This is a genomic window from Bacillus cereus group sp. Bce019, assembly GCF_051781745.1.
Classification (GTDB): Bacteria; Bacillota; Bacilli; order Bacillales; family Bacillaceae_G; genus Bacillus_A; species Bacillus_A cereus.
Genome location: NZ_JBPWJX010000006.1, coordinates 158,357 through 176,343 on the forward strand (window position 1 = coordinate 158,357; position 17,987 = coordinate 176,343).

Genomic DNA, 17,987 nt, shown 5'->3' on the forward strand with positions numbered 1-17,987 from the left:
TATCGTCCCTCCTTCTTGCATAGAAATGATATAAGAAGGAGGTTTTTTTATGAGTATATTTCGCTCGAAAAACTCGCGGTTTCGAAGGGGGCCTATTGCCTTTCGGTATATACTGCTTATGTCGTTTATTCTTTTTATTATATTACTTACGCAGGGGTTGTGGATTGTGAATAATAATATTCAGCCGACCTTAATTAAATATGGAGAAGTAGAGACACATAAAATGGCGACGGCAATTATGACGAAGGCAGTAAAGGATCGAATTAATGAAGGATTTGATGTAGATTCATTAATGAAAGTACAGAATGATAAAAACGGAAAAGTATCCACAATTAATTTAAATACGAAGCAAGTAAATGAAATCGTAACGTCAACGACCACGTACATAGAAAAATATTTGCAACAAGTAGAACAAGGGAAGTTGAAGGAGCTAGGTATTTCTGAAAAAAATGGGGCGACTATGGCAGTTCCTTTTGGACGTGTGACTGATAATGCACTTCTTGGTAATATAGGACCAGATATTCCGATTCATTTCACGCCAATTGGGCATGTGAATACAGATATTAAACAAAAGATTGAGCCACATGGAATTAATACTACAGCGATTCAAATTGTTATGGAAATGGAAGTAACATTGCAAGTAATTATTCCATTTCATACGAAAGAGATAACGGTGAAACAAAATGTTCCGATTGCGACGCGTATCGTTCAGGGGGAAGTGCCTGCGTATTATGGAAGCGGAAGTGTTGCTGTACCTGATAAAAAGAAAACAGATAGTTAGTTGTAAATAAAGTGAAACCCGGATCAGCCAGGCTTTTAATGGATAAAAAATAACCGTAGCAATGCAGCTACGGTTATCGTTTTGTATTTGCTCGTTCTTTGCGTTCCCAAAGGCTTAAATGCATGTATGGATCGAAGGCCCATTCTGTATAGCCATTGTCTTTATACATGCCAAAATGTAAGTGGGGTGGGAATTTTCCGGCTGTACCAGGAGGTCCATAACCAGTGCTACCAACAAATCCAATTACTTTTCCTGGCTCAACAATTTGTCCAAGTTGTATTTCTTTTGAGAACCCGCCTAAATGAGCGTAATAATGGTAATTGTTATGAAGGTCGCGAATACCAATGCGCCATCCACCAAGGCGGTTCCAACCTTTCGTTTCAATAATGCCATAGCAAGTCGATCTTACTGGCACGCCATATCCGGCAAAAATATCGGTTCCTTCATGAATCCTTCTGCCCCCAAAACTTCTTCCAGCGCCGAAAGTACTACGGTAGCTATGGTCACTACGAATCGGAAGAGGAAAAGCATTTCCTTCTAAATTAATACGTCCATAATGTTTATAAATTTGGGCGTATTCGCTAATTAAATCAACTGTTTTTGCACGTTTATAATATTCCCAAAGCATAATTTTAATACGGTCTTCTGACGTTCCTTGTTTCCTTAAAATAGTCGCTGCGGTATGCAGAAGATCACGGTCGCTATTTGCATTTGCAAATCCATCTTTGTCACCATCTAAACCTATTCCGCCAAATAGAGAAATTGTATGGGGGAGAGTATCGTTACTATTAATAGGCCCAGCCCATATTTCTGGTTTGAAATAAAGGGAAATGATGGCATCTGGTTTTTTCGGAATATCTTTTCTTACGCTCCGTATATTTCTTTCATATTGATCCATTGCAGCTAAGTAATACCATGGAATGCCTGAAGACTGCTCGGTTTCTTTATATAGTGCCATGCGCTTTTCGTATATGCTTTGCTGATTATCTTCACCGTAAGCGATGTTTTGGTGGAGAAGAAAACAAATAGAAAGCAAAAGAGAAATTTTTCGAAGCATGAAATAGACTCCTTTCACAACATCACTCTTTTTAGTGTGGGATATACGGAGTATTTCATTATAGGGAACGATTGGAAAAAATCTTAGAATCTTCATTTGAGCAAATCGCTTTCATACGTTAGAATAGATATGTTACATTGAAAGAAGCGAACACGGTAAACTATTTCATATTGTGCGGAGTTGATAACCATGACAAAACAAACAGAATATAAGCGCAAGCCCGAATGGTTGAAAATTAAGTTAAACACGAATGAAAACTATACAGGCTTAAAGAAAATGATGCGTTCTAAGAATCTTCATACCGTTTGTGAAGAGGCAAAATGTCCGAATATTCATGAATGCTGGGCTGTAAGAAAAACAGCAACATTTATGATTTTAGGTGCGGTTTGTACACGTGCTTGTCGTTTTTGTGCGGTTAAAACAGGCTTACCAACTGAGCTTGATTTACAAGAACCAGAACGCGTAGCAGATTCAGTAGTACAAATGGGCTTAAAGCACGTTGTTATAACAGCGGTTGCACGTGATGATTTAAAGGACGGGGGAGCAGCTGTTTTTGCTGAAACAGTACGCGCAGTACGTCGTAAAAACCCATTCACGTCTATCGAAGTATTACCATCTGATATGGGTGGAGTAGAAGAAAATTTAAAAATGTTAATGGATGCAAAACCAGATATTTTAAACCATAACATTGAAACAGTACGTCGATTATCTGACCGAGTTCGCGCTAGAGCAAAATATGAACGTTCATTAGAGTTTTTACGTCGAGCGAAAGAAATGCAGCCTGATATTCCAACTAAATCGAGCATTATGGTGGGCTTAGGTGAAACGAGAGAAGATTTAATTGAAGCAATGGATGACTTACGTGCAAACAATGTGGATATTTTAACTCTTGGGCAATACCTACAACCATCTAAGAAGCATTTACCAGTTCTTAAATATTACCCACCAGCAGAATTTGCAGAGCTTAAAGAAATTGCACTTAGCAAAGGATTTAGCCACTGTGAAGCTGGCCCACTTGTGCGTTCTTCTTACCATGCGGACGAGCAAGTACGTTCTGCAAAAGAAAAAACAGCAGAAGCTAAATAATGAAAAAAGAGAGCTAATGATTAGCTCTCTTTTTGTTTGTACTCTAAAATGGTATTTGGACATGTTAATAAAATCTTTTTTAATTCTTCTGTGGATAATTCAATTGTAAATTCAGGAACACCAGGTGTAATTAAAATTTTATCGTACGTATAAATAGCGTTATCCACAATAATTGTTACATCGTGTGAATATCCGAAAGGAGCCACACATCCCGGCGTACAACCAGTTTTGTCTCGCAGTTCATCAGGAGAACAGAGAGATAAGCGTTCTCCTGTTAGTTCTTTCATCTCTCCCCGGTTGAGCCTTGTGCCCTCTAACGTAAAAAATACGTAATAATCTCCAGACTTTGATTTTAAAAATAAGCTTTTACTTGGAGTGCCTTGTAAGCCAAGTCTCTCGCGTACGATCCGATCCGTCTCATAATCGAGTACTGGTTCGTGTTCGAATTTTTCATAAGAAACATTTGTTTTATGTAGTAAAGCAAGTACGTCTTCGTACATATGAAATGATACCCCTTTCTATTGTTAGAACAGTCTCTTCTCGTGGCGTCAACTGAATGTTTTGGAAAGGGATATTACTTGGACGATGCTTCCCATAAGCGTTTTATGATACATTGTTCGTCGATTGTAATTTCGTAAATATCAGGATTCGTTAAAGTTCTCCATTCATTAAAGCCAATCGTATGATCAAAATGCTTTAAAATGAGCGTAAGTAAATTGCCATGTGTAACAAGTAGTGTTGTCGTATGGTTTAATTGTAAAACGTCTTGAATAAGCGATAGGGCCCGGTCTGTTGCTTGTTTTGTTGACTCTCCGCCTGAAAAGGCAATATCTATATTTGTAAAAGTAGATTCTAGTTTTTGCATCCAATCATCCATTGGAATGTTGCTCAATATGCGTTCAGTTAATCGTTCATCTTCTTGGATAGATAAGTTAGCTTGGAGCGCATAGGGCCGAATGGAATCGATAGCTCGGACAAATGGGCTTGAAATAATATGATCGATTTGTAGATGATTTTCTAAGAGGAATGTAGCAAGGGTGTTTGCTTGGTCTTTTCCATCGGTCGTTAATTCATCATCACGTTTTTGCCCAATTGCTGAACAATGTCGTATTACAATAATTTTCTTCATAATTCATCCCCATCTTTCAAGTTGACGCTATATACTTCGACAAATGTAGAAATAATTCCTTTTTATTGGAAACAGCATATTGATTTAAATATGTGGAAAAGTAATGTGGATAATGAACATTTGAGGTGCAATCATGAATAAAATGATATGTATTGTATTTAGTCTTTGTTTTTTTATACACTTGTCCACAACTTATGCAGAGTCGAATCAAAAACTAAATTATCCAAGCAATCGAAATAAGTCATTTGTGAGTGAGGATGTTTTTTATAAACAGTTAGATAAGAAAATCTATAAAGAATACAATAATGCAGCATATAGTGTTCGGAAAAAAATCTTATTTAAAGAAGTGGCTGATGAGGAATTTTCTTTCCTACAAAAAACAACCATGGGTTGTCGGAGTAGTGTGATGCTTCAAGATTTTTTTGTTCATCCTGATCGCCAAGTTTATTTTTTCGCTTCCTTTTCTCAAAATGAAGTAGAAGAGTTTCATAAGTACATCGTTATAGATGCAGAAACAAAGAGGGAGCTGCAAGAAGGAAAAAGCTATCACCATTGCGACAATCCATAAAAAATAACCCACCAATCGGTGGGTTATTTTTTACTCTGGCACACTCATTAATTTCGCTTTCATCTTGCGAATAAGAACGACAGCCCCAATTGTGAAGAGAAGGGTAATTCCTTCGGCAACAAAGATATTGATTGTTTTTGTTTGATAAAGTGCCGCGAAAAAGTCTACAAATGCGTGGAATAGTATAGCATATACTAGGAAGATATATTTCTTCTGTTTGACTGCGTATAAAACAAGCATTGTAAAGGCGATTTGAAGCACGAGTGCCATAATTCTTTCTAAGCTACCAAGGAAGTATAAGTAGGCAGGTTGCTGAATTAACATGTCCTGTAAAATGCTAAGCTCGGGTTTTTGTTCAATCAGTCGAGCGAAGCTACCATCGTTAATAGAATTAGCAAAGATTAATGCTTGTAATGCAGAAAAACCGCCAATTAAAATAGATTCAATTCCGCCGTGACCAATTCCATAAGCGAAGCCATCTTTATATTCTAGATATTTTTTTAGTAAGAAGAAGAAGGCAACGAAGCGTCCTAATTCTTCAAAAATACCAGCAGTCAATCCGCCATAAATTGCGAAGACAAACGGATTTTCTAAAAATGGAGCGATTGTTGGATTACCGCGCATAAATAGGTGGAATGGTGTTTCAAGAATTTGGGTGAATCCGATAAAGATAAGAACACCAACGCCGACCACTTTCCAATTCATATTATATTTTTTACGGAAATAAACGAGTACGATAATTGGGACCAGAATCGAGACAATGAGTTGAAAAATGATGCTGGCAATTACAGTATTTGAAACCATACTTTCACCGCTTTCTAATATATGTACATATCTATTATGCATGAAATAGGGGAGAGATGAAACTTTTAGAAAGAAAATGAATTTACTTATTGACTCTAACGTTGCGTCATACTTTATCGTATGTACTAAGGGGGAGATACAAATGACAATGAGAGTAAAAGAAGTAGCTGATTTAGTTGGAATTAGTGTGCGCACACTGCATCATTACGATGAAATTGGGTTGTTAACCCCAGACGAGATGACAGAGTCTGGATATCGTCTGTATTCCAATGAAAATTTAGAGACATTGCAGCAAATTTTGTTTTTTAAAGAGCTTGGCTTCCCTTTGAAGAAAATTAAAGAGATTATCATGAGTCCATCATTTGATCGCGAAGAGGCACTACAGCTTCATAAGAAGATGCTTCTTGAAAAGCGTGCCAGATTAGATAAGGTGATTGCGACGATTGATAAAACAATTCAGCATACAAAAGGAGAGATTGAAATGACGAATAAAGAGAAATTTGAAGGATTCGATTTCAGCCATAACCCATATGAAGAAGAAGCACGTGAAAAATGGGGAGACGCAGCTGTAGATAAAGCGAACGAATATGCAAAAGGTATGTCAAAAGAGAACCAAGAGGAGTTTAATGCTATTTATAGAAATTTAGCAACGCTTAGACACGGTGCTCCAGATTCTAAAGAGGCGCAGGCAGCTATTAAAGTATGGTACGATTACTTGCAAAACTTCAGTCACTATTCATTAGATGCTTTTAAAGGACTCGGCCAAATGTACGTCGCTGATGAGCGCTTTACGAAAAATATCGATAAGTTTGGCGAAGGTTTAGCGCAGTTTATGTGTGATGCGATGGAGGTTTATGCGGATCGTAATAAAAAATAAAAAGTAAAACAGGTGGAGATTTTCTCCACCTGTTTTACTTTTTAATCATATCATTCAAAGTCTGATCTCCCGTATTGTTCAAATGAGGATTTTTACTCATTTCTCGTTTTAACATATCGAGGCTTTGTGTATACTCTGTATCATTTAATGCGCCAGATTGAAGCCCTTGAATTTGAGAAATCAACTTTTGGTCTGTTGATACATATGCTTTATAATAGCGAGGGACGATGGACAAAGCAGCTCTATATACTTGATCCGCTACGAGTTTTGGATCCGTTGTGTTTGCACGATATACAACGAACACTTCATCATCAGTAACGAGTGTAGCAGCGTTTGTAACGTCAGGAAGTTTGACTGTCATGCTTGTAATCATTTCAGCGACTTTCTCGCGATTAATGGCCCCTACTTGTTTGTTAGATACTTCATGCTTTTGTTTAGAAGAATAACCGACTCTTGTGAGTCTTGTATTTGTATTTTCCGTATGATACATGTCGTTTTTATTGGAAACAAGAACACGGCTTCCTTCTTCACGTTCCATTTCAGCTTTGTTCGCTGATTGGCAGCCTGCAAATAAGGAAAGAGTGAGAAGAGAAAGTAAAATTTGTTTTTTCACGATGTATCACCTCCTTCTCCATAGCATGTACTAATTTGCAATTTTTTGTATTTGAAATTGTTGGTTGTTATGCTTTGTGATACGATAAAAAGAAGAATGCTTAGAGAGGAAGTTAATGATGGAGCAAAAGCAAGAGATTCATGCTACGGTGAGCATTAATAATGTTCAGTACGAAGTAATTAAAAACTTTCGTGACGGTTTTAGTGAAGAAGCATTTAAAGAGCGCTATGCAGAAATTTTAAATAAATATGATTACATCGTTGGGGATTGGGGATATGAGCAACTTAGATTGCGCGGATTCTTTGATGATAGTAACCAACGTGCGACATATGATACGAAAATTAGTACGTTAACGGAGTATTTATACGAGTACTGTAACTTCGGTTGCGCACATTTTGTATTACGAAAAGTGAAGAAATAAAAAAATCCTCTTACAATTGTAAGAGGATTTTTTGCATATTTTTACTTACAAACAAATCGAGATATGATCGCCTTCAGAAAGTATTGTATTTGGCTTCATTTGTTGTCCGTTTAATTGAATATCCCCATTTTTAATTTTATCCACAATGCGTGTACGGCTCCAGTCGGAAATATATGTGGATAAGGCTTTATCGATGCGGTGGGAACCGAAAACAATATCTAATACGATCGTGATTTCGGTTATGCCGCTTTCTTGATGTTGCGTAATGGAAATGGTAGTAGTTGTTTCTGGCTGATCCTGCTGCGTCATATCGACTGTTTCAACGTGATCAGTAAATGCTTTATAAATACGAAGTTTTTGATTCCACGTATGGTCTTTCGGACATTTATAAATGGCAAAGCGGTATATGTTTTTTCCGTTGGCGTTATGCCTACGAATATTTGTGTCGGTAAATAGGGTAGTACGTCTGCAATTTTTACAATATTTTTCGATTGTGTTTTGCTCGTTTTCATATAAACTCCAAGAAAGTTGTACTTTCTGCATTTTCCTTCACCTCTTATAGTAGTGGTAAAGGAACGTAATACAGCTATTTGGATGTCTTGTAGTATGAAGGCATGAGAAAAAGACAAGAATAAAAGGAGGTCCCCAAAGAGGAACCTCCGTAAACATCATACTACAGATGCAATACGCTCCTTTGTAATGGGAATGGGCAGACTACTCCCTTGAAAAAGCACGGTGCTTTTTTGAGAGTAATGCTATCCAATTGCTGGTCCATTACAAAGTAGTTGTTGGCATACGTAGATAACGTCCTTTCTATCCAAATAGATTTATTCTTCATTATAACACAAAAGATTGAAAATTCAAAACTCTATTAATGAAAAAACACCAGCTAAAATAGCTGGTGCATACGATAAATTATATAAGTTCAAATAAAAATGAGCGTAATTCTTCTGCAATTTCTTCAGTCATAGAAAATGCGTGCTCTAAGTAGCCTGGTTCGTTTAAATCGTCAGCACCGATGATTGCAAATTTATTGCGTTGCATATCAAGGACAATTGTTTTACCGTAATGACGATCGGAGTATAATAGCGCTAAATCGTGACGCTCATTTTCTCCCATAAAGCTAACGAAACGAGTTTTTGTAGCGACAGTATCGTCGTACAGAAAGAAACGTTCTTCCATACACATGGCTCCTTTATTAAATATCTAAGTTTAAGTGTGGTTTATGATCTAAATGGTGATGTGTTTTAATGAATCGTACTGTTCTTGTTTTGTAACGCATTACGATAGAGTATGTTTCAGCTAAGTCTCCGCCAAGGAATTTAACACCGTCTAATAACTCACCAGCAGATACACCAGTTGCTGAGAAGATTGCATCATCCCCAGATACTAAGTCATCTAACATAAGAAGTTGACGAGGATCTTCTAATCCCATTTCACGACAACGAGCTTCTTCTTCTTCGTTCATTGGAACTAAGCGAGCTTGCATTTCACCTTCAAGGCACTTTAATGCTGCTGCAGAAATAACACCTTCTGGAGCTCCGCCAATACCTACGAATAAGTCGATACCCGTTCCAGGTAGTGCTGTTGCGATTGACGCACCAACATCACCGTCACCAAATAATTTTACGCGTGCACCTTTTGCACGAACACGGTCAATAATATCTTGATGACGTTCACGTTCTTGAACGATAACTGTTAGATCGCGAATCTTTTTATTGTTAGCTTCTGCTACAATTTCAATTGTTTTTTCAATTGGATCATCTAAGCTAATTTTACCAGCTGCTTTTGGACCAACCGCGATTTTTTCCATGTACATATCAGGAGCATGAAGAAGGTTCCCTTTGTCTGCGATTGCAATAACTGCCATTGCATTTGCAAGACCTTTTGCAACGATGTTTGTACCTTCTAATGGATCAACGGCGATGTCTACTTCTGGACCGTTACCTGTTCCTAGTTCTTCACCAATATACAACATCGGTGCTTCATCAAGTTCTCCTTCACCAATTACAACTGTACCTGCCATGTTTACTGAATCGAACATATCACGCATTGCTGTAGTTGCTGCATCATCTGCTTCATTTTTCTTTCCGCGGCCCATCCACTGTGCGGATGCTAAGGCTGCTGCTTCTGTTACACGGACAATTTCTAGTGCGAGTTCACGTTCCAAGATTCCATTCCTCCAATTTCAAAAATCATACAAATATAACTATAACAAATAACGGTGAAAAGGTGAATTCGAAAAATTGTCGATTTTTTCAGAAGAAAGCGTTACAATTAAAATGTAAATGCTTTAATTTCCAGGTAGGTGACATTCATGTATTTTGTAGACAGAAAGAAAATAGAACAAATGCTAGTATGTTTAGAACGAGCAACAAGTACATTTCAAGAGAAAAAGATATATGAAACCGAGTTTGAATTTTACGCATTAGAGCGCATAGCCCATCTTATTATTGATACTGTATTAGATGTAGGAAATGCGATGATTGATGGATTTATTATGCGCGATCCAGGAAGCTATGAAGATATTATTGATATTTTAATGGACGAGCGAGTGATAAGTGAGGAAGATGGACAAGGGATGAAAGAAATTATTCTTCTTCGAAAAATGCTTACGCAAGATTATATTCAAATGAATCATGATGAATTATATAAGACGATTCAAAAACATATTGCAGTGGTAGAAAAGTACCCAGCAAATATTCGCAGTTATTTAGAAAAGGAATTAGGACCTGTATCTGCATTTGTACCAGAATAATTATGCTTATAAGATCCCCAGAGAATGCCTTTTGGGGATCTTATATTGTATGTGAGAAAGAAAAGGGAGAAGGGTGAAGTATGGGGGAAGCACGTACTACGAAAGACGAGATTGTACAATTGTTGAAAGTAAAGGGAGAGCACACGGTAGCGGAACTAGCTGACGTTTTAGAGATTACAGAAATGGCGATTCGAAGACATTTAAGTAATCTTGAGAAAGACGGACTCATTTATTCTAAGATGGTAAGGCAACATGTCGGAAGACCAACTTATTTGTATGGATTAAGCGAAAAGGGAGAAGATACATTCCCGAAAGAGTATAAGCAATTTGCGATTGATATGCTAGAAGATTTAGCTCGAATGGGCGATGAAAAAATACTTCGTTACGTTTTAAAAGAGAGAACGAAGCGAATGGAAGAACAGTTACAAAAGAGAGTGAGTAATCAAAAGAATTTAGCATATAAAGTGCAAGAGATAGCAGCTATGCAAGAGAAAAATGGTTATATGGTTCAAATTAAGAGAGACGGAGAGAACTCTTTCGTAATTGAAAAACAAAACTGTCCGTTAAAGGAAATTGCCGAGAGATTCCCGCAAGTGTGTGAAGATGAAAAAGAAATGTATAAGCGTTTATTTGCAGGAGCAGATGTAAAAACGCTAGCAAATATGTGCGAGGGCGATTGTAGTTGTTCTTACCAAATAAAAGAGAAAAAATGAACGTTATGGGGCGCTTTAAGGTAAAGCGTTTTTTTCTTTTGGAAAAGCGGGTAATATAAGAGTGGTATGATAAGGTGAGAACGTTAGCATAGAAGGAGAGACATAATCGATGTATAAAGGTTACTTAATTGACTTAGACGGTACGATGTATCGCGGAGAAGAACAAATTGAAGAAGCAAGCGACTTCGTAAAAGCATTAGGAGAGCGCGGCATTCCATATTTATTCGTTACGAATAACTCAACTCGCAAACCGGAACAGGTAGCAGAAAAGCTTGTTCGTTTCGATATTCCAGCGAAAGCAGAGCAAGTATTCACAACGAGTATGGCGACTGCGAACTTCATTTATGAACGTAAACAAGACGCAACTGTATATATGATTGGTGAAGAAGGCTTACACGATGCACTTGTGGAAAAAGGATTTGAACTTGTGGATGAAAATCCTGATTTCGTTGTTGTTGGTTTAGATCGTGACATCACATATGAAAAATTAGCAAAAGCGTGTCTTGCTGTGCGTAATGGCGCAACGTTTATTTCCACAAATGGGGACATTGCCATCCCAACTGAGCGAGGATTATTACCAGGTAATGGTTCATTAACATCAGTTGTAGCAGTATCAACAGGTGTGGATCCAATCTTTATCGGAAAACCAGAATCAATCATTATGGAACAAGCTTTGAAAGTGCTTGGCATAGAAAAGAATGAAGCACTAATGGTTGGGGATAACTACGATACAGACATTTTAGCAGGAATAAATGCTGGTATGCATACCCTTCTTGTCCACACTGGAGTCACAACTGTGGAGAAGTTAACAGAATACGAAGTACAACCAACGCAAGTTGTGCATAACTTGACGGAGTGGATTGAGAAGATGTAATGAAAAAAGCTGTTCCAAACTTTGGAACAGCTTTTTTATTTCGTTGTGACTAGTGTCGATTTTTGTCGGTAAGTCGATATATTTGAAAAATCGCCGATATAATCTGAGTTGCGCCGATATATTTAGAAAATCGCTGATATAATCTGAGTTGCGCTGATATATTTAGAAAATCGCTGATATAATTTTATTAGAATGCACGATTCACAACGTCTTTAACCTCTTCAAGATATTGCTTACGCACACTGTCATCCACAGAAGGGACACTTGTATAGAATGTATGCTCAATTGTTTCAATACCTGTAAATTCAAAAATACCAACATCCGCTGTTTTCTTCATTGCATCAAACATGCCCCCTGCTGTGTATGCTTCTTTCGTATTGCCCATTGTAGATAATAACAATCCTTTTTTACCGCTTAATAACTTTTCAATGCCGTTTTCACCGTAAGCATAAGCAAATCCATGGCTAAATACACGGTCAACGTATCCTTTTAAAATAGCAGGAAGTCCCGCCCACCACACTGGATAAATGAATGTAATGCTGTCAGCCCAAGAGATATGTTCTTGTTCTTCTTTAATATCTTCTGGTGTATTTCCTTGAGAAAATGAGATGAAATCGGAAGCGCCTAATACTGGATTAAAGTTTAATTCGTATAGATCGCGAACGCGTACTTCGTGACCTTTTCCTTCTAATTCACTTTTTACCGTTTCTAAAATCGCATGGTTGAAGCTTTCTGTATTCGGGTGTGCATAAACGATTACATGTTTCATTTTTCTTCCTCCTATTTGTGGATATGTGAATAGCTATTTGCATTTCTGTAACTATTATGGTTACTACTTTTATAGAAGTCAAGTAATACATATGTATGTATAAAAAGACGCTCGAAAATCGCCTTTTTATACCCCGCTCATACAAAGTACAAAGAAGACGAATAAAATGATAACAATACCAATGCCAAAGTTAAATACGAGAGTACTATCCATATATGTAGCCTCCTTGTTTGAAAGTAAAAAGCACTCTAGTTAAGAGTGCTTTTTTATTTTGAATCTACTTTATAACTTTTAGAAAGTGATTCATGCGTGTCATGATTTACATTATTTTATGTATTTATACTTTGAAATGAGTAAGTCCTTGTTGGATATAGAAAAAAAGACACTCGTTCGAGTGTCTTTTAAGATGACAAAATGTGCCAATTGCTTGAGGTTGATAAGACGCTAATTTCCGTTTTAACGCCTTTTCTCTAATCAAGAAGTGTAGCAACAGCGATTCAAATAAATTGTACCATCTGTTTAACCGCGGTGCGTATGCAATTGTGCATATGATGATCATGAGGTAGGTAATGAACTGTGAATAATTTGAAGTGATTTATTTACGATTTCTTCTGCGGCATATATGCCGATTGCGTCTGTTTTTAAAATATGGGGTTGTAAGTTATCATGCATTGCCCCTAACTCACCATGAAGTGGTGCGAAGGCATGGTTCGCCTTTTCAAGCATGCATAAATCAAGTAAAGAATCCCCAGCTGTAATAATCGTATCTATTTGCAAAATTTCTTTTATATATTGCACGGCGTCCCATTTATTAATTGGTTTTGGTACAAAGTATAGCTTTCTACCTTGAAGTGAATGATTCCAGCCTTGTTTGTCTAACCAGGAAGTGAAGGATGATAATTCATCATAAGGAATGTTCTCCCGTTTAATAATGCAATAATGGAATAGATCATCAGCAGTTTTTTGCGATATAACCCAATCCTTATGAGCTATTTGTCCAAATTCCTTTAGTATGTCGTTTCTCTCTATACATTCAACCGATAGTCTTTCTTTTACTTTCCTGTTCCAAGTACCATCTTGTTTCCCGTTATGAAGGATATTGCCGCCGTTACTTGTAATGGCGTATTCGGGAATGATTTCGTTTTGGAATAAAGCAATACGCTGAAACTGCTTAATAGTTCTTGTTGTAACTGGGATGAAATGTGAGTGCAGTTGTAATTTTTTTAGTAGTGAAATGGTTTTATGTGATATGAAAGAAATTTCTTTCCCATCTAAAGTTTCAATGAGTTGAATTGATTCATCTTCTATAGGGGCACGAAACGATTTCCGGGAATAAATAAGCGTCTGATCAAGATCACTGGCGAAAATCATATTGTTTCCTTCCTAAGAGGCTTAATGAGCCCGCAACATGAATAAGCCATATTCTCATAGATTTCAATTGGGACATTCTTTTCTTTAGCGAGAAGTAAAATATGCTTTAAATCGGGATTGTTTTGCTTACGTATTAAAATTTTCCACGGTATTCTCCGGAGTAATACACGAGTTGTTTCACCGACTCCTGGTTTAATTAAGTTAATATCGTCAATTTCAAAGTGATTTTGGATAGACTGTATATCTTTTAATCCTTGCCAAGAGGGATCAGTGTAAGTTGAAGTAATATAACGTAATTGATTATCTATATGAGAATGAACAGAAGGGAATAACTCTGTTACCTCATCAACGAAGAAATTTGATAAGTCTTCTTGTTCTAGCTCTTTATAATATTTAACACCATGAAAATCATTTGGACCGATATAGGTGTCATTTAGTACAGTGCGACTAATTAGTCCAGAGACTGTTGCATTTAAGCAAGCGCTAGGAATAAGAAAATCTTCACGTGTACCGTAAATTGAAGTACAGTAACCGGGATCAGCAAGCACAGCCATACAATGAGAAATGTGTGTATTATTTCGTTCGTTAAATGTGTGTACTGCATATTCTAATTCTTTTTTTATTGCACCTTTTCCAGTCCACCCATCAATGAATTGAATTGTTTCTTTATGGTGATGTTCCAAAATATAATGGAGTGCATTTTCATCAATACCGCGTCCGCGAACAATAGAAATACAATAGTGAGGTACATCAAGGTTGTATTGATAGCGTATGTAGCGTTTGATAAGAATGCCAATAGGTGTACCAGCACGAGCTAATGAAACGAGGACAAGGTTAGTTCCTTTAGTTTGTATAATCTGTTCGGCGACAACTCCAACAGCGATGGCTAGTTTATGTTTATATTGTTGCAGGGAAGAAAAGAATAAATCCATATACGCTTTAGATGGTTTATATTCCATTGGTAACATTTCGGAATAATGTGTGCCAGCTTGAATTGCTTGTTCTCTAGTTTCCGTGGAACTTTCTTTCATTAAATCACTAATATCTTTTAATAGAAAAATAGCATCATTTGGATTGTAACTACTAATATGAGAATTTACTTTTACCATAATTATCAACCTTCCTTTTCTATGCTATTTGAAAATGAGACGATATGAATAAAAGGAATAACTGTTTGTAACTGCTGTAGAAGAGGAAACAGGGCTTCTTCTCCTAAATCACGCTCAATAAAAACAAATACTTCATCGTAATCATGAGGTGAAATATTATAAAAGTAATTTGTAATAGTAGAATTTTCAGGGCTTGGATATGAGAAATGATTATGAATGGCGTAGTTTACATCATTTGAAACAGGATGGATAGGGCTTCTTGTTGTAGATTGATATAAAATATTTTCACCCATTTCAGCAGCAATTTTCATTGGGATATACATAAATTCACCCGTTCCGAGACAGAGTGTTCGTTTTCCCATTCTTTCTCTTTTTAAAGTTTTTCCTGCTTCTTGAGCGAAAGAATGAATGTGCTTTTGTTCATATGCTGAAATGCCAAATCGCCCAGTATATTTTATATAATTTGATGTATAGGGTGATTTTGGACAGGTAAGGGTATGCTTTTTGAAATCAGGTTTTGTTTCTTTAATTTGAATATCTGTTTTTGCAATATTTAATGGTTGGCCAGTTGTATGAATACTGCCTTCTAATAAAGAAATAACATGAATCTTAATTTGAAGTTCTTCTTCTAATTGTTTAAATTGTTTTCTATTAGTATGAGAACGCCAGTCTAATAAAGAAGCAATTATATATTCTTCTCGTGGGAATTTATTTTGAATAGATCTAATAATATTTAATGCTGTTTTTCCTGTTGTCATCTCATCATCTACGAGAACAATCGGGTTGTTGTTTTGAAAAAAGCTTTCATCTACATAACAACGGTGCGATGTTGCATGAGAATGTTCTTCCTCAAATGTAATGACAGATTCTAGGTGGGGTATCGATTCCCTAGTTGTATGCACATACTTTGCATTTTGAAAGCATTGAAACATAGAATGACCAAGTGCTGTCGCTGTTTCAGCGAATCCGATGAACACAACTTCTTCTTGCAGAGGATATTGATAACGAAATACTTCCTCTGGGATTTCATCAATTTCTAATGAAATGAGATTTAAAATTTCTTTTTGAAATGGATGAGAAATATTATGTAGTATTTCCAAATATCTTGCAGCGAGAGCAACTCCACTTGATAGAGAGACTGCAGGTTTAATAGGAAGATGCTTTCCAAGGATTGTACTCACAAATAAAAAACTACGTTTCTTATTTATTCTCGCAGCCATTTGAAAAAGATTGTCTAGCGCTAAATTATATGGATTATCACGTACTTCTACATGGACTTGTATATTATTTAAAACGTTATACGTGTTGCTTTGCGTTTGTAATAAGGAGATCGGTGAATTGTTTGTTTTCATGTAGCACCCCGTAAATATTAGATTTTAAAATGGTTTTGCGAGCCCAGCCATAATGAGGTTTTACTTCATTCATTTTGTTAGAAAAACTGCTTTTTAGCACTCCATTATACGTATCTGCATTTTGTAAAATTGATCTTGCATCTAAATAATCTTCCATTTTGACAATGTGCATTGCCTGTACAACTTTAATATGAGATGGGTGAATAACTGTCTTTCCGATTAAGCCATTTGCATGGTCAAGTGATACCTCTTGAATAAGCCCTTCTTCATGATCATTAGAAAAATATTCCCATACACATCCTGAAATAATATATTCATTTGTTGCCCTTGAGAAAACGTTAATAATGTCTGAAATACAATCACGGACAACAGTAATATGATAGATAGGTGTGTATTTATTGCGCCGAATACTAAATATACTTGAAAAATCAGTAGCACCAATACGTACATTTAAGATGTAATCGTGATAAGAATCTAGTAAATTTTTTATTTGTAATAATGATTCTGCCCGTGTTTCCTTATACATAATTTCGGGTGATTCTAAAATCGGCATGCCATATAGCGATAATGAGTATAACTCGTTTATATATGCAAGCTGATCGATATAAGTCTTTCCGTTAATCGGTGTGAATTTTGGAAAGACAAAACCACATAAACAATGAACAGCACTACCTAATTCAGTAACAATTGTCTTCATTTGACTTGGTTGTCGAACTCTAATAAAAAGAAGTGGGATGTCTGCTTGGTTTAGTATGTTGGCACTGACTAAGTTAGCGATTTGCTGTATTTGAACGACGATGTTTTGCTCTGCAAGTTTTACTTCCTCATCGCTGATAGCGTCCTCTAGACAAAGAATAATTGAGGTAGCATCCACATGTTTCTTTCTAATTATATCTTCCGCAATCGTTTCTTTCGTGCCAGGAGTATATAGTGTGGCACCTAGTGCGTAAGCCAGTTGTTCTTTCCCTATATTTTTTGAAAAACTAAGGGGTTCTTTATAGAAAAAATTTTGCCGTTCTTCCGAGGAGAGATAAGAAAAGTAATTCAAATTGTCACCACCTTATTTGTAATGATTCTGTTTAATTGTAACATAATAAGAAAAATCTTCCATAAAAGTAAAGTGAGAAATTAAAAAATATATTGAGAAAGATGAATTATAAGATGAATATCGAATATTGTTAATAGAAATATAATAGGGGGAAAGAGAAAGTGGATATACATAAGTTAACAGAGGAAGAAGCAAATGAGATAAATACTTGGACGTACGAGGAACCATATAATTTATATAGTTTTTCAGGCGAGAAAGAAGTAATAGAAGAGCTATTAGATGGAACGTATTATGGCTGTTGTGACGATCAAGGAGAGTTCATCGGCTATTTTTGTTTTGGAGGAAATGCACAAGTACCAGGTGGAAGAGATGCTAATTTATATGATGGAGAAGATGTGATTGATATCGGACTTGGTATGAAACCGGCGTTAACTGGGAAAGGAATGGGGAAAGAATTTTTCAAAGCTGGAATAGCGTTTGCTACGAAAGAGTTTAATGCAAAAATGTTTCGATTAAGCGTAGCGACATTTAATACAAGGGCAATTACGTTATATAAAAATATCGGATTTAAACAAGGGACTATTTTTTTGAGTCGCGGAAGAGAATTTATGCTTATGGAATACGAAAGGCCGTCAGCATGAAACTGACGGCCTAGAA

At 36.4% G+C, this 17,987-nt stretch carries 22 protein-coding genes; 9 read left to right on the plus strand and 13 right to left on the minus strand.

Translation table 11 applies throughout. The annotated features are described in order from the left end of the window. Positions 1-49 precede the first annotated feature (49 nt). The gene (gene yunB / locus ACS2QP_RS11940; protein WP_326263261.1) at positions 50-781 is read left to right on the plus strand and encodes a sporulation protein YunB; all 732 of its coding nucleotides are present in this window, start codon (positions 50-52) and stop codon (positions 779-781) included. A 73-nt stretch (positions 782-854) separates the two neighbouring features. Here the strand turns inward: yunB and ACS2QP_RS11945 are convergent, their stop codons facing one another. Continuing rightward, positions 855-1,838: a M23 family metallopeptidase gene (locus tag ACS2QP_RS11945; RefSeq protein WP_016118833.1), complete on the minus strand. Its 984-nt coding sequence runs from the start codon at positions 1,836-1,838 to the stop codon at positions 855-857. Between the two features lie 189 nt (positions 1,839-2,027). On the opposite strand from ACS2QP_RS11945, the gene lipA reads away from it, so the two are divergent. Then, complete coding sequence (gene lipA / locus ACS2QP_RS11950; protein ID WP_000166372.1) at positions 2,028-2,924, plus strand: lipoyl synthase; 897 nt, start codon at positions 2,028-2,030, stop codon at positions 2,922-2,924. A gap of 20 nt (positions 2,925-2,944) precedes the next feature. Here the strand turns inward: lipA and ACS2QP_RS11955 are convergent, their stop codons facing one another. Further along, positions 2,945-3,424 (minus strand): YbaK/EbsC family protein, encoded by a 480-nt coding sequence (locus ACS2QP_RS11955; RefSeq protein ID WP_326263260.1) that lies wholly within the window; start codon positions 3,422-3,424, stop codon positions 2,945-2,947. Between the two features lie 74 nt (positions 3,425-3,498). Next, positions 3,499-4,053: a histidine phosphatase family protein gene (locus ACS2QP_RS11960; RefSeq protein WP_000721022.1), complete on the minus strand. Its 555-nt coding sequence runs from the start codon at positions 4,051-4,053 to the stop codon at positions 3,499-3,501. Positions 4,054-4,186: 133 nt separating this feature from the next. Between ACS2QP_RS11960 and ACS2QP_RS11965 the strand changes: the two genes are divergently transcribed. After that, positions 4,187-4,621: a hypothetical protein gene (locus ACS2QP_RS11965; protein ID WP_001038433.1), complete on the plus strand. Its 435-nt coding sequence runs from the start codon at positions 4,187-4,189 to the stop codon at positions 4,619-4,621. 30 nt (positions 4,622-4,651) lie between these two features. On the opposite strand, the gene ACS2QP_RS11970 is transcribed toward ACS2QP_RS11965, so the two are convergent. Beyond that, the gene (locus ACS2QP_RS11970) at positions 4,652-5,467 is read right to left on the minus strand and encodes a YhfC family intramembrane metalloprotease (protein ID WP_002164635.1); all 816 of its coding nucleotides are present in this window, start codon (positions 5,465-5,467) and stop codon (positions 4,652-4,654) included. 100 nt (positions 5,468-5,567) lie between these two features. Here ACS2QP_RS11970 and ACS2QP_RS11975 point away from each other — a divergent pair, with 100 nt between their 5' ends. Continuing rightward, the gene (locus ACS2QP_RS11975; RefSeq protein ID WP_326263259.1) at positions 5,568-6,302 is read left to right on the plus strand and encodes a MerR family transcriptional regulator; all 735 of its coding nucleotides are present in this window, start codon (positions 5,568-5,570) and stop codon (positions 6,300-6,302) included. A gap of 34 nt (positions 6,303-6,336) precedes the next feature. On the opposite strand, the gene ACS2QP_RS11980 is transcribed toward ACS2QP_RS11975, so the two are convergent. Then, entirely contained in the window at positions 6,337-6,915 is a 579-nt protein-coding gene (locus ACS2QP_RS11980; protein WP_000744132.1) for a YhcN/YlaJ family sporulation lipoprotein, read from the minus strand. 118 nt (positions 6,916-7,033) lie between these two features. Here ACS2QP_RS11980 and ACS2QP_RS11985 point away from each other — a divergent pair, with 118 nt between their 5' ends. Then, entirely contained in the window at positions 7,034-7,336 is a 303-nt protein-coding gene (locus tag ACS2QP_RS11985) for a YutD family protein (protein ID WP_000435943.1), read from the plus strand. Between the two features lie 45 nt (positions 7,337-7,381). On the opposite strand, the gene ACS2QP_RS11990 is transcribed toward ACS2QP_RS11985, so the two are convergent. The 3 genes from ACS2QP_RS11990 to glpX all read right to left on the minus strand — a co-directional run bounded on the left by ACS2QP_RS11990 (position 7,382) and on the right by glpX (position 9,506). Beyond that, complete coding sequence (locus ACS2QP_RS11990; RefSeq protein ID WP_001174567.1) at positions 7,382-7,879, minus strand: hypothetical protein; 498 nt, start codon at positions 7,877-7,879, stop codon at positions 7,382-7,384. A gap of 372 nt (positions 7,880-8,251) precedes the next feature. Continuing rightward, complete coding sequence (locus tag ACS2QP_RS11995) at positions 8,252-8,518, minus strand: DUF3055 domain-containing protein (protein ID WP_000392606.1); 267 nt, start codon at positions 8,516-8,518, stop codon at positions 8,252-8,254. Between the two features lie 16 nt (positions 8,519-8,534). Continuing rightward, positions 8,535-9,506 (minus strand): class II fructose-bisphosphatase, encoded by a 972-nt coding sequence (gene glpX / locus ACS2QP_RS12000; RefSeq protein WP_000439090.1) that lies wholly within the window; start codon positions 9,504-9,506, stop codon positions 8,535-8,537. A 147-nt stretch (positions 9,507-9,653) separates the two neighbouring features. On the opposite strand from glpX, the gene ACS2QP_RS12005 reads away from it, so the two are divergent. From ACS2QP_RS12005 to ACS2QP_RS12015, 3 genes are all read left to right on the plus strand, one after another. Beyond that, positions 9,654-10,094, plus strand: coding sequence for a DUF86 domain-containing protein (locus ACS2QP_RS12005; protein WP_000274010.1), 441 nt, complete (start codon positions 9,654-9,656; stop codon positions 10,092-10,094). A gap of 80 nt (positions 10,095-10,174) precedes the next feature. Then, positions 10,175-10,807, plus strand: coding sequence for a helix-turn-helix transcriptional regulator (locus ACS2QP_RS12010; protein ID WP_153582574.1), 633 nt, complete (start codon positions 10,175-10,177; stop codon positions 10,805-10,807). A 109-nt stretch (positions 10,808-10,916) separates the two neighbouring features. After that, a complete protein-coding gene (locus ACS2QP_RS12015; RefSeq protein ID WP_000276467.1) occupies positions 10,917-11,681 on the plus strand; it encodes a TIGR01457 family HAD-type hydrolase in 765 nt (254 codons plus the stop codon). Between the two features lie 187 nt (positions 11,682-11,868). On the opposite strand, the gene ACS2QP_RS12020 is transcribed toward ACS2QP_RS12015, so the two are convergent. The 5 genes from ACS2QP_RS12020 to ACS2QP_RS12040 all read right to left on the minus strand — a co-directional run bounded on the left by ACS2QP_RS12020 (position 11,869) and on the right by ACS2QP_RS12040 (position 17,330). Further along, entirely contained in the window at positions 11,869-12,450 is a 582-nt protein-coding gene (locus ACS2QP_RS12020) for an NAD(P)H-dependent oxidoreductase (protein WP_000683439.1), read from the minus strand. 555 nt (positions 12,451-13,005) lie between these two features. Next, positions 13,006-13,821 (minus strand): HAD family hydrolase, encoded by an 816-nt coding sequence (locus ACS2QP_RS12025; protein ID WP_044306499.1) that lies wholly within the window; start codon positions 13,819-13,821, stop codon positions 13,006-13,008. Continuing rightward, positions 13,818-14,930 carry a cysteine protease StiP family protein gene (locus tag ACS2QP_RS12030; RefSeq protein ID WP_153582575.1) on the minus strand — a complete coding sequence of 371 codons (1,113 nt, stop codon included), beginning with the start codon at positions 14,928-14,930 and terminating at the stop codon, positions 13,818-13,820. Before ACS2QP_RS12030 ends, ACS2QP_RS12025 begins: the two co-directional genes overlap by 4 nt. A 5-nt stretch (positions 14,931-14,935) precedes the next feature. Continuing rightward, complete coding sequence (locus tag ACS2QP_RS12035; RefSeq protein WP_000856298.1) at positions 14,936-16,282, minus strand: phosphoribosyltransferase family protein; 1,347 nt, start codon at positions 16,280-16,282, stop codon at positions 14,936-14,938. Continuing rightward, positions 16,227-17,330 carry an HpcH/HpaI aldolase/citrate lyase family protein gene (locus ACS2QP_RS12040; RefSeq protein ID WP_153582576.1) on the minus strand — a complete coding sequence of 368 codons (1,104 nt, stop codon included), beginning with the start codon at positions 17,328-17,330 and terminating at the stop codon, positions 16,227-16,229. Before ACS2QP_RS12040 ends, ACS2QP_RS12035 begins: the two co-directional genes overlap by 56 nt. A 161-nt stretch (positions 17,331-17,491) precedes the next feature. On the opposite strand from ACS2QP_RS12040, the gene ACS2QP_RS12045 reads away from it, so the two are divergent. Beyond that, entirely contained in the window at positions 17,492-17,971 is a 480-nt protein-coding gene (locus ACS2QP_RS12045) for a GNAT family N-acetyltransferase (RefSeq protein WP_438882455.1), read from the plus strand. Positions 17,972-17,987: the final 16 nt, after the last annotated feature.

Coding starts and splice junctions, on each gene's coding strand:
- yunB (WP_326263261.1), top strand. CDS start 50: ATGAGTATATTTCGCTCGAAAAACTCGCGGTTTCGAAGGGGGCCTATT.
- ACS2QP_RS11945 (WP_016118833.1), bottom strand. CDS start 1,838: ATGCTTCGAAAAATTTCTCTTTTGCTTTCTATTTGTTTTCTTCTCCAC.
- lipA (WP_000166372.1), top strand. CDS start 2,028: ATGACAAAACAAACAGAATATAAGCGCAAGCCCGAATGGTTGAAAATT.
- ACS2QP_RS11955 (WP_326263260.1), bottom strand. CDS start 3,424: ATGTACGAAGACGTACTTGCTTTACTACATAAAACAAATGTTTCTTAT.
- ACS2QP_RS11960 (WP_000721022.1), bottom strand. CDS start 4,053: ATGAAGAAAATTATTGTAATACGACATTGTTCAGCAATTGGGCAAAAA.
- ACS2QP_RS11965 (WP_001038433.1), top strand. CDS start 4,187: ATGAATAAAATGATATGTATTGTATTTAGTCTTTGTTTTTTTATACAC.
- ACS2QP_RS11970 (WP_002164635.1), bottom strand. CDS start 5,467: ATGCATAATAGATATGTACATATATTAGAAAGCGGTGAAAGTATGGTT.
- ACS2QP_RS11975 (WP_326263259.1), top strand. CDS start 5,568: ATGACAATGAGAGTAAAAGAAGTAGCTGATTTAGTTGGAATTAGTGTG.
- ACS2QP_RS11985 (WP_000435943.1), top strand. CDS start 7,034: ATGGAGCAAAAGCAAGAGATTCATGCTACGGTGAGCATTAATAATGTT.
- ACS2QP_RS11990 (WP_001174567.1), bottom strand. CDS start 7,879: ATGCAGAAAGTACAACTTTCTTGGAGTTTATATGAAAACGAGCAAAAC.
- ACS2QP_RS11995 (WP_000392606.1), bottom strand. CDS start 8,518: ATGGAAGAACGTTTCTTTCTGTACGACGATACTGTCGCTACAAAAACT.
- ACS2QP_RS12005 (WP_000274010.1), top strand. CDS start 9,654: ATGTATTTTGTAGACAGAAAGAAAATAGAACAAATGCTAGTATGTTTA.
- ACS2QP_RS12010 (WP_153582574.1), top strand. CDS start 10,175: ATGGGGGAAGCACGTACTACGAAAGACGAGATTGTACAATTGTTGAAA.
- ACS2QP_RS12015 (WP_000276467.1), top strand. CDS start 10,917: ATGTATAAAGGTTACTTAATTGACTTAGACGGTACGATGTATCGCGGA.
- ACS2QP_RS12020 (WP_000683439.1), bottom strand. CDS start 12,450: ATGAAACATGTAATCGTTTATGCACACCCGAATACAGAAAGCTTCAAC.
- ACS2QP_RS12025 (WP_044306499.1), bottom strand. CDS start 13,821: ATGATTTTCGCCAGTGATCTTGATCAGACGCTTATTTATTCCCGGAAA.
- ACS2QP_RS12030 (WP_153582575.1), bottom strand. CDS start 14,930: ATGGTAAAAGTAAATTCTCATATTAGTAGTTACAATCCAAATGATGCT.
- ACS2QP_RS12035 (WP_000856298.1), bottom strand. CDS start 16,282: ATGAAAACAAACAATTCACCGATCTCCTTATTACAAACGCAAAGCAAC.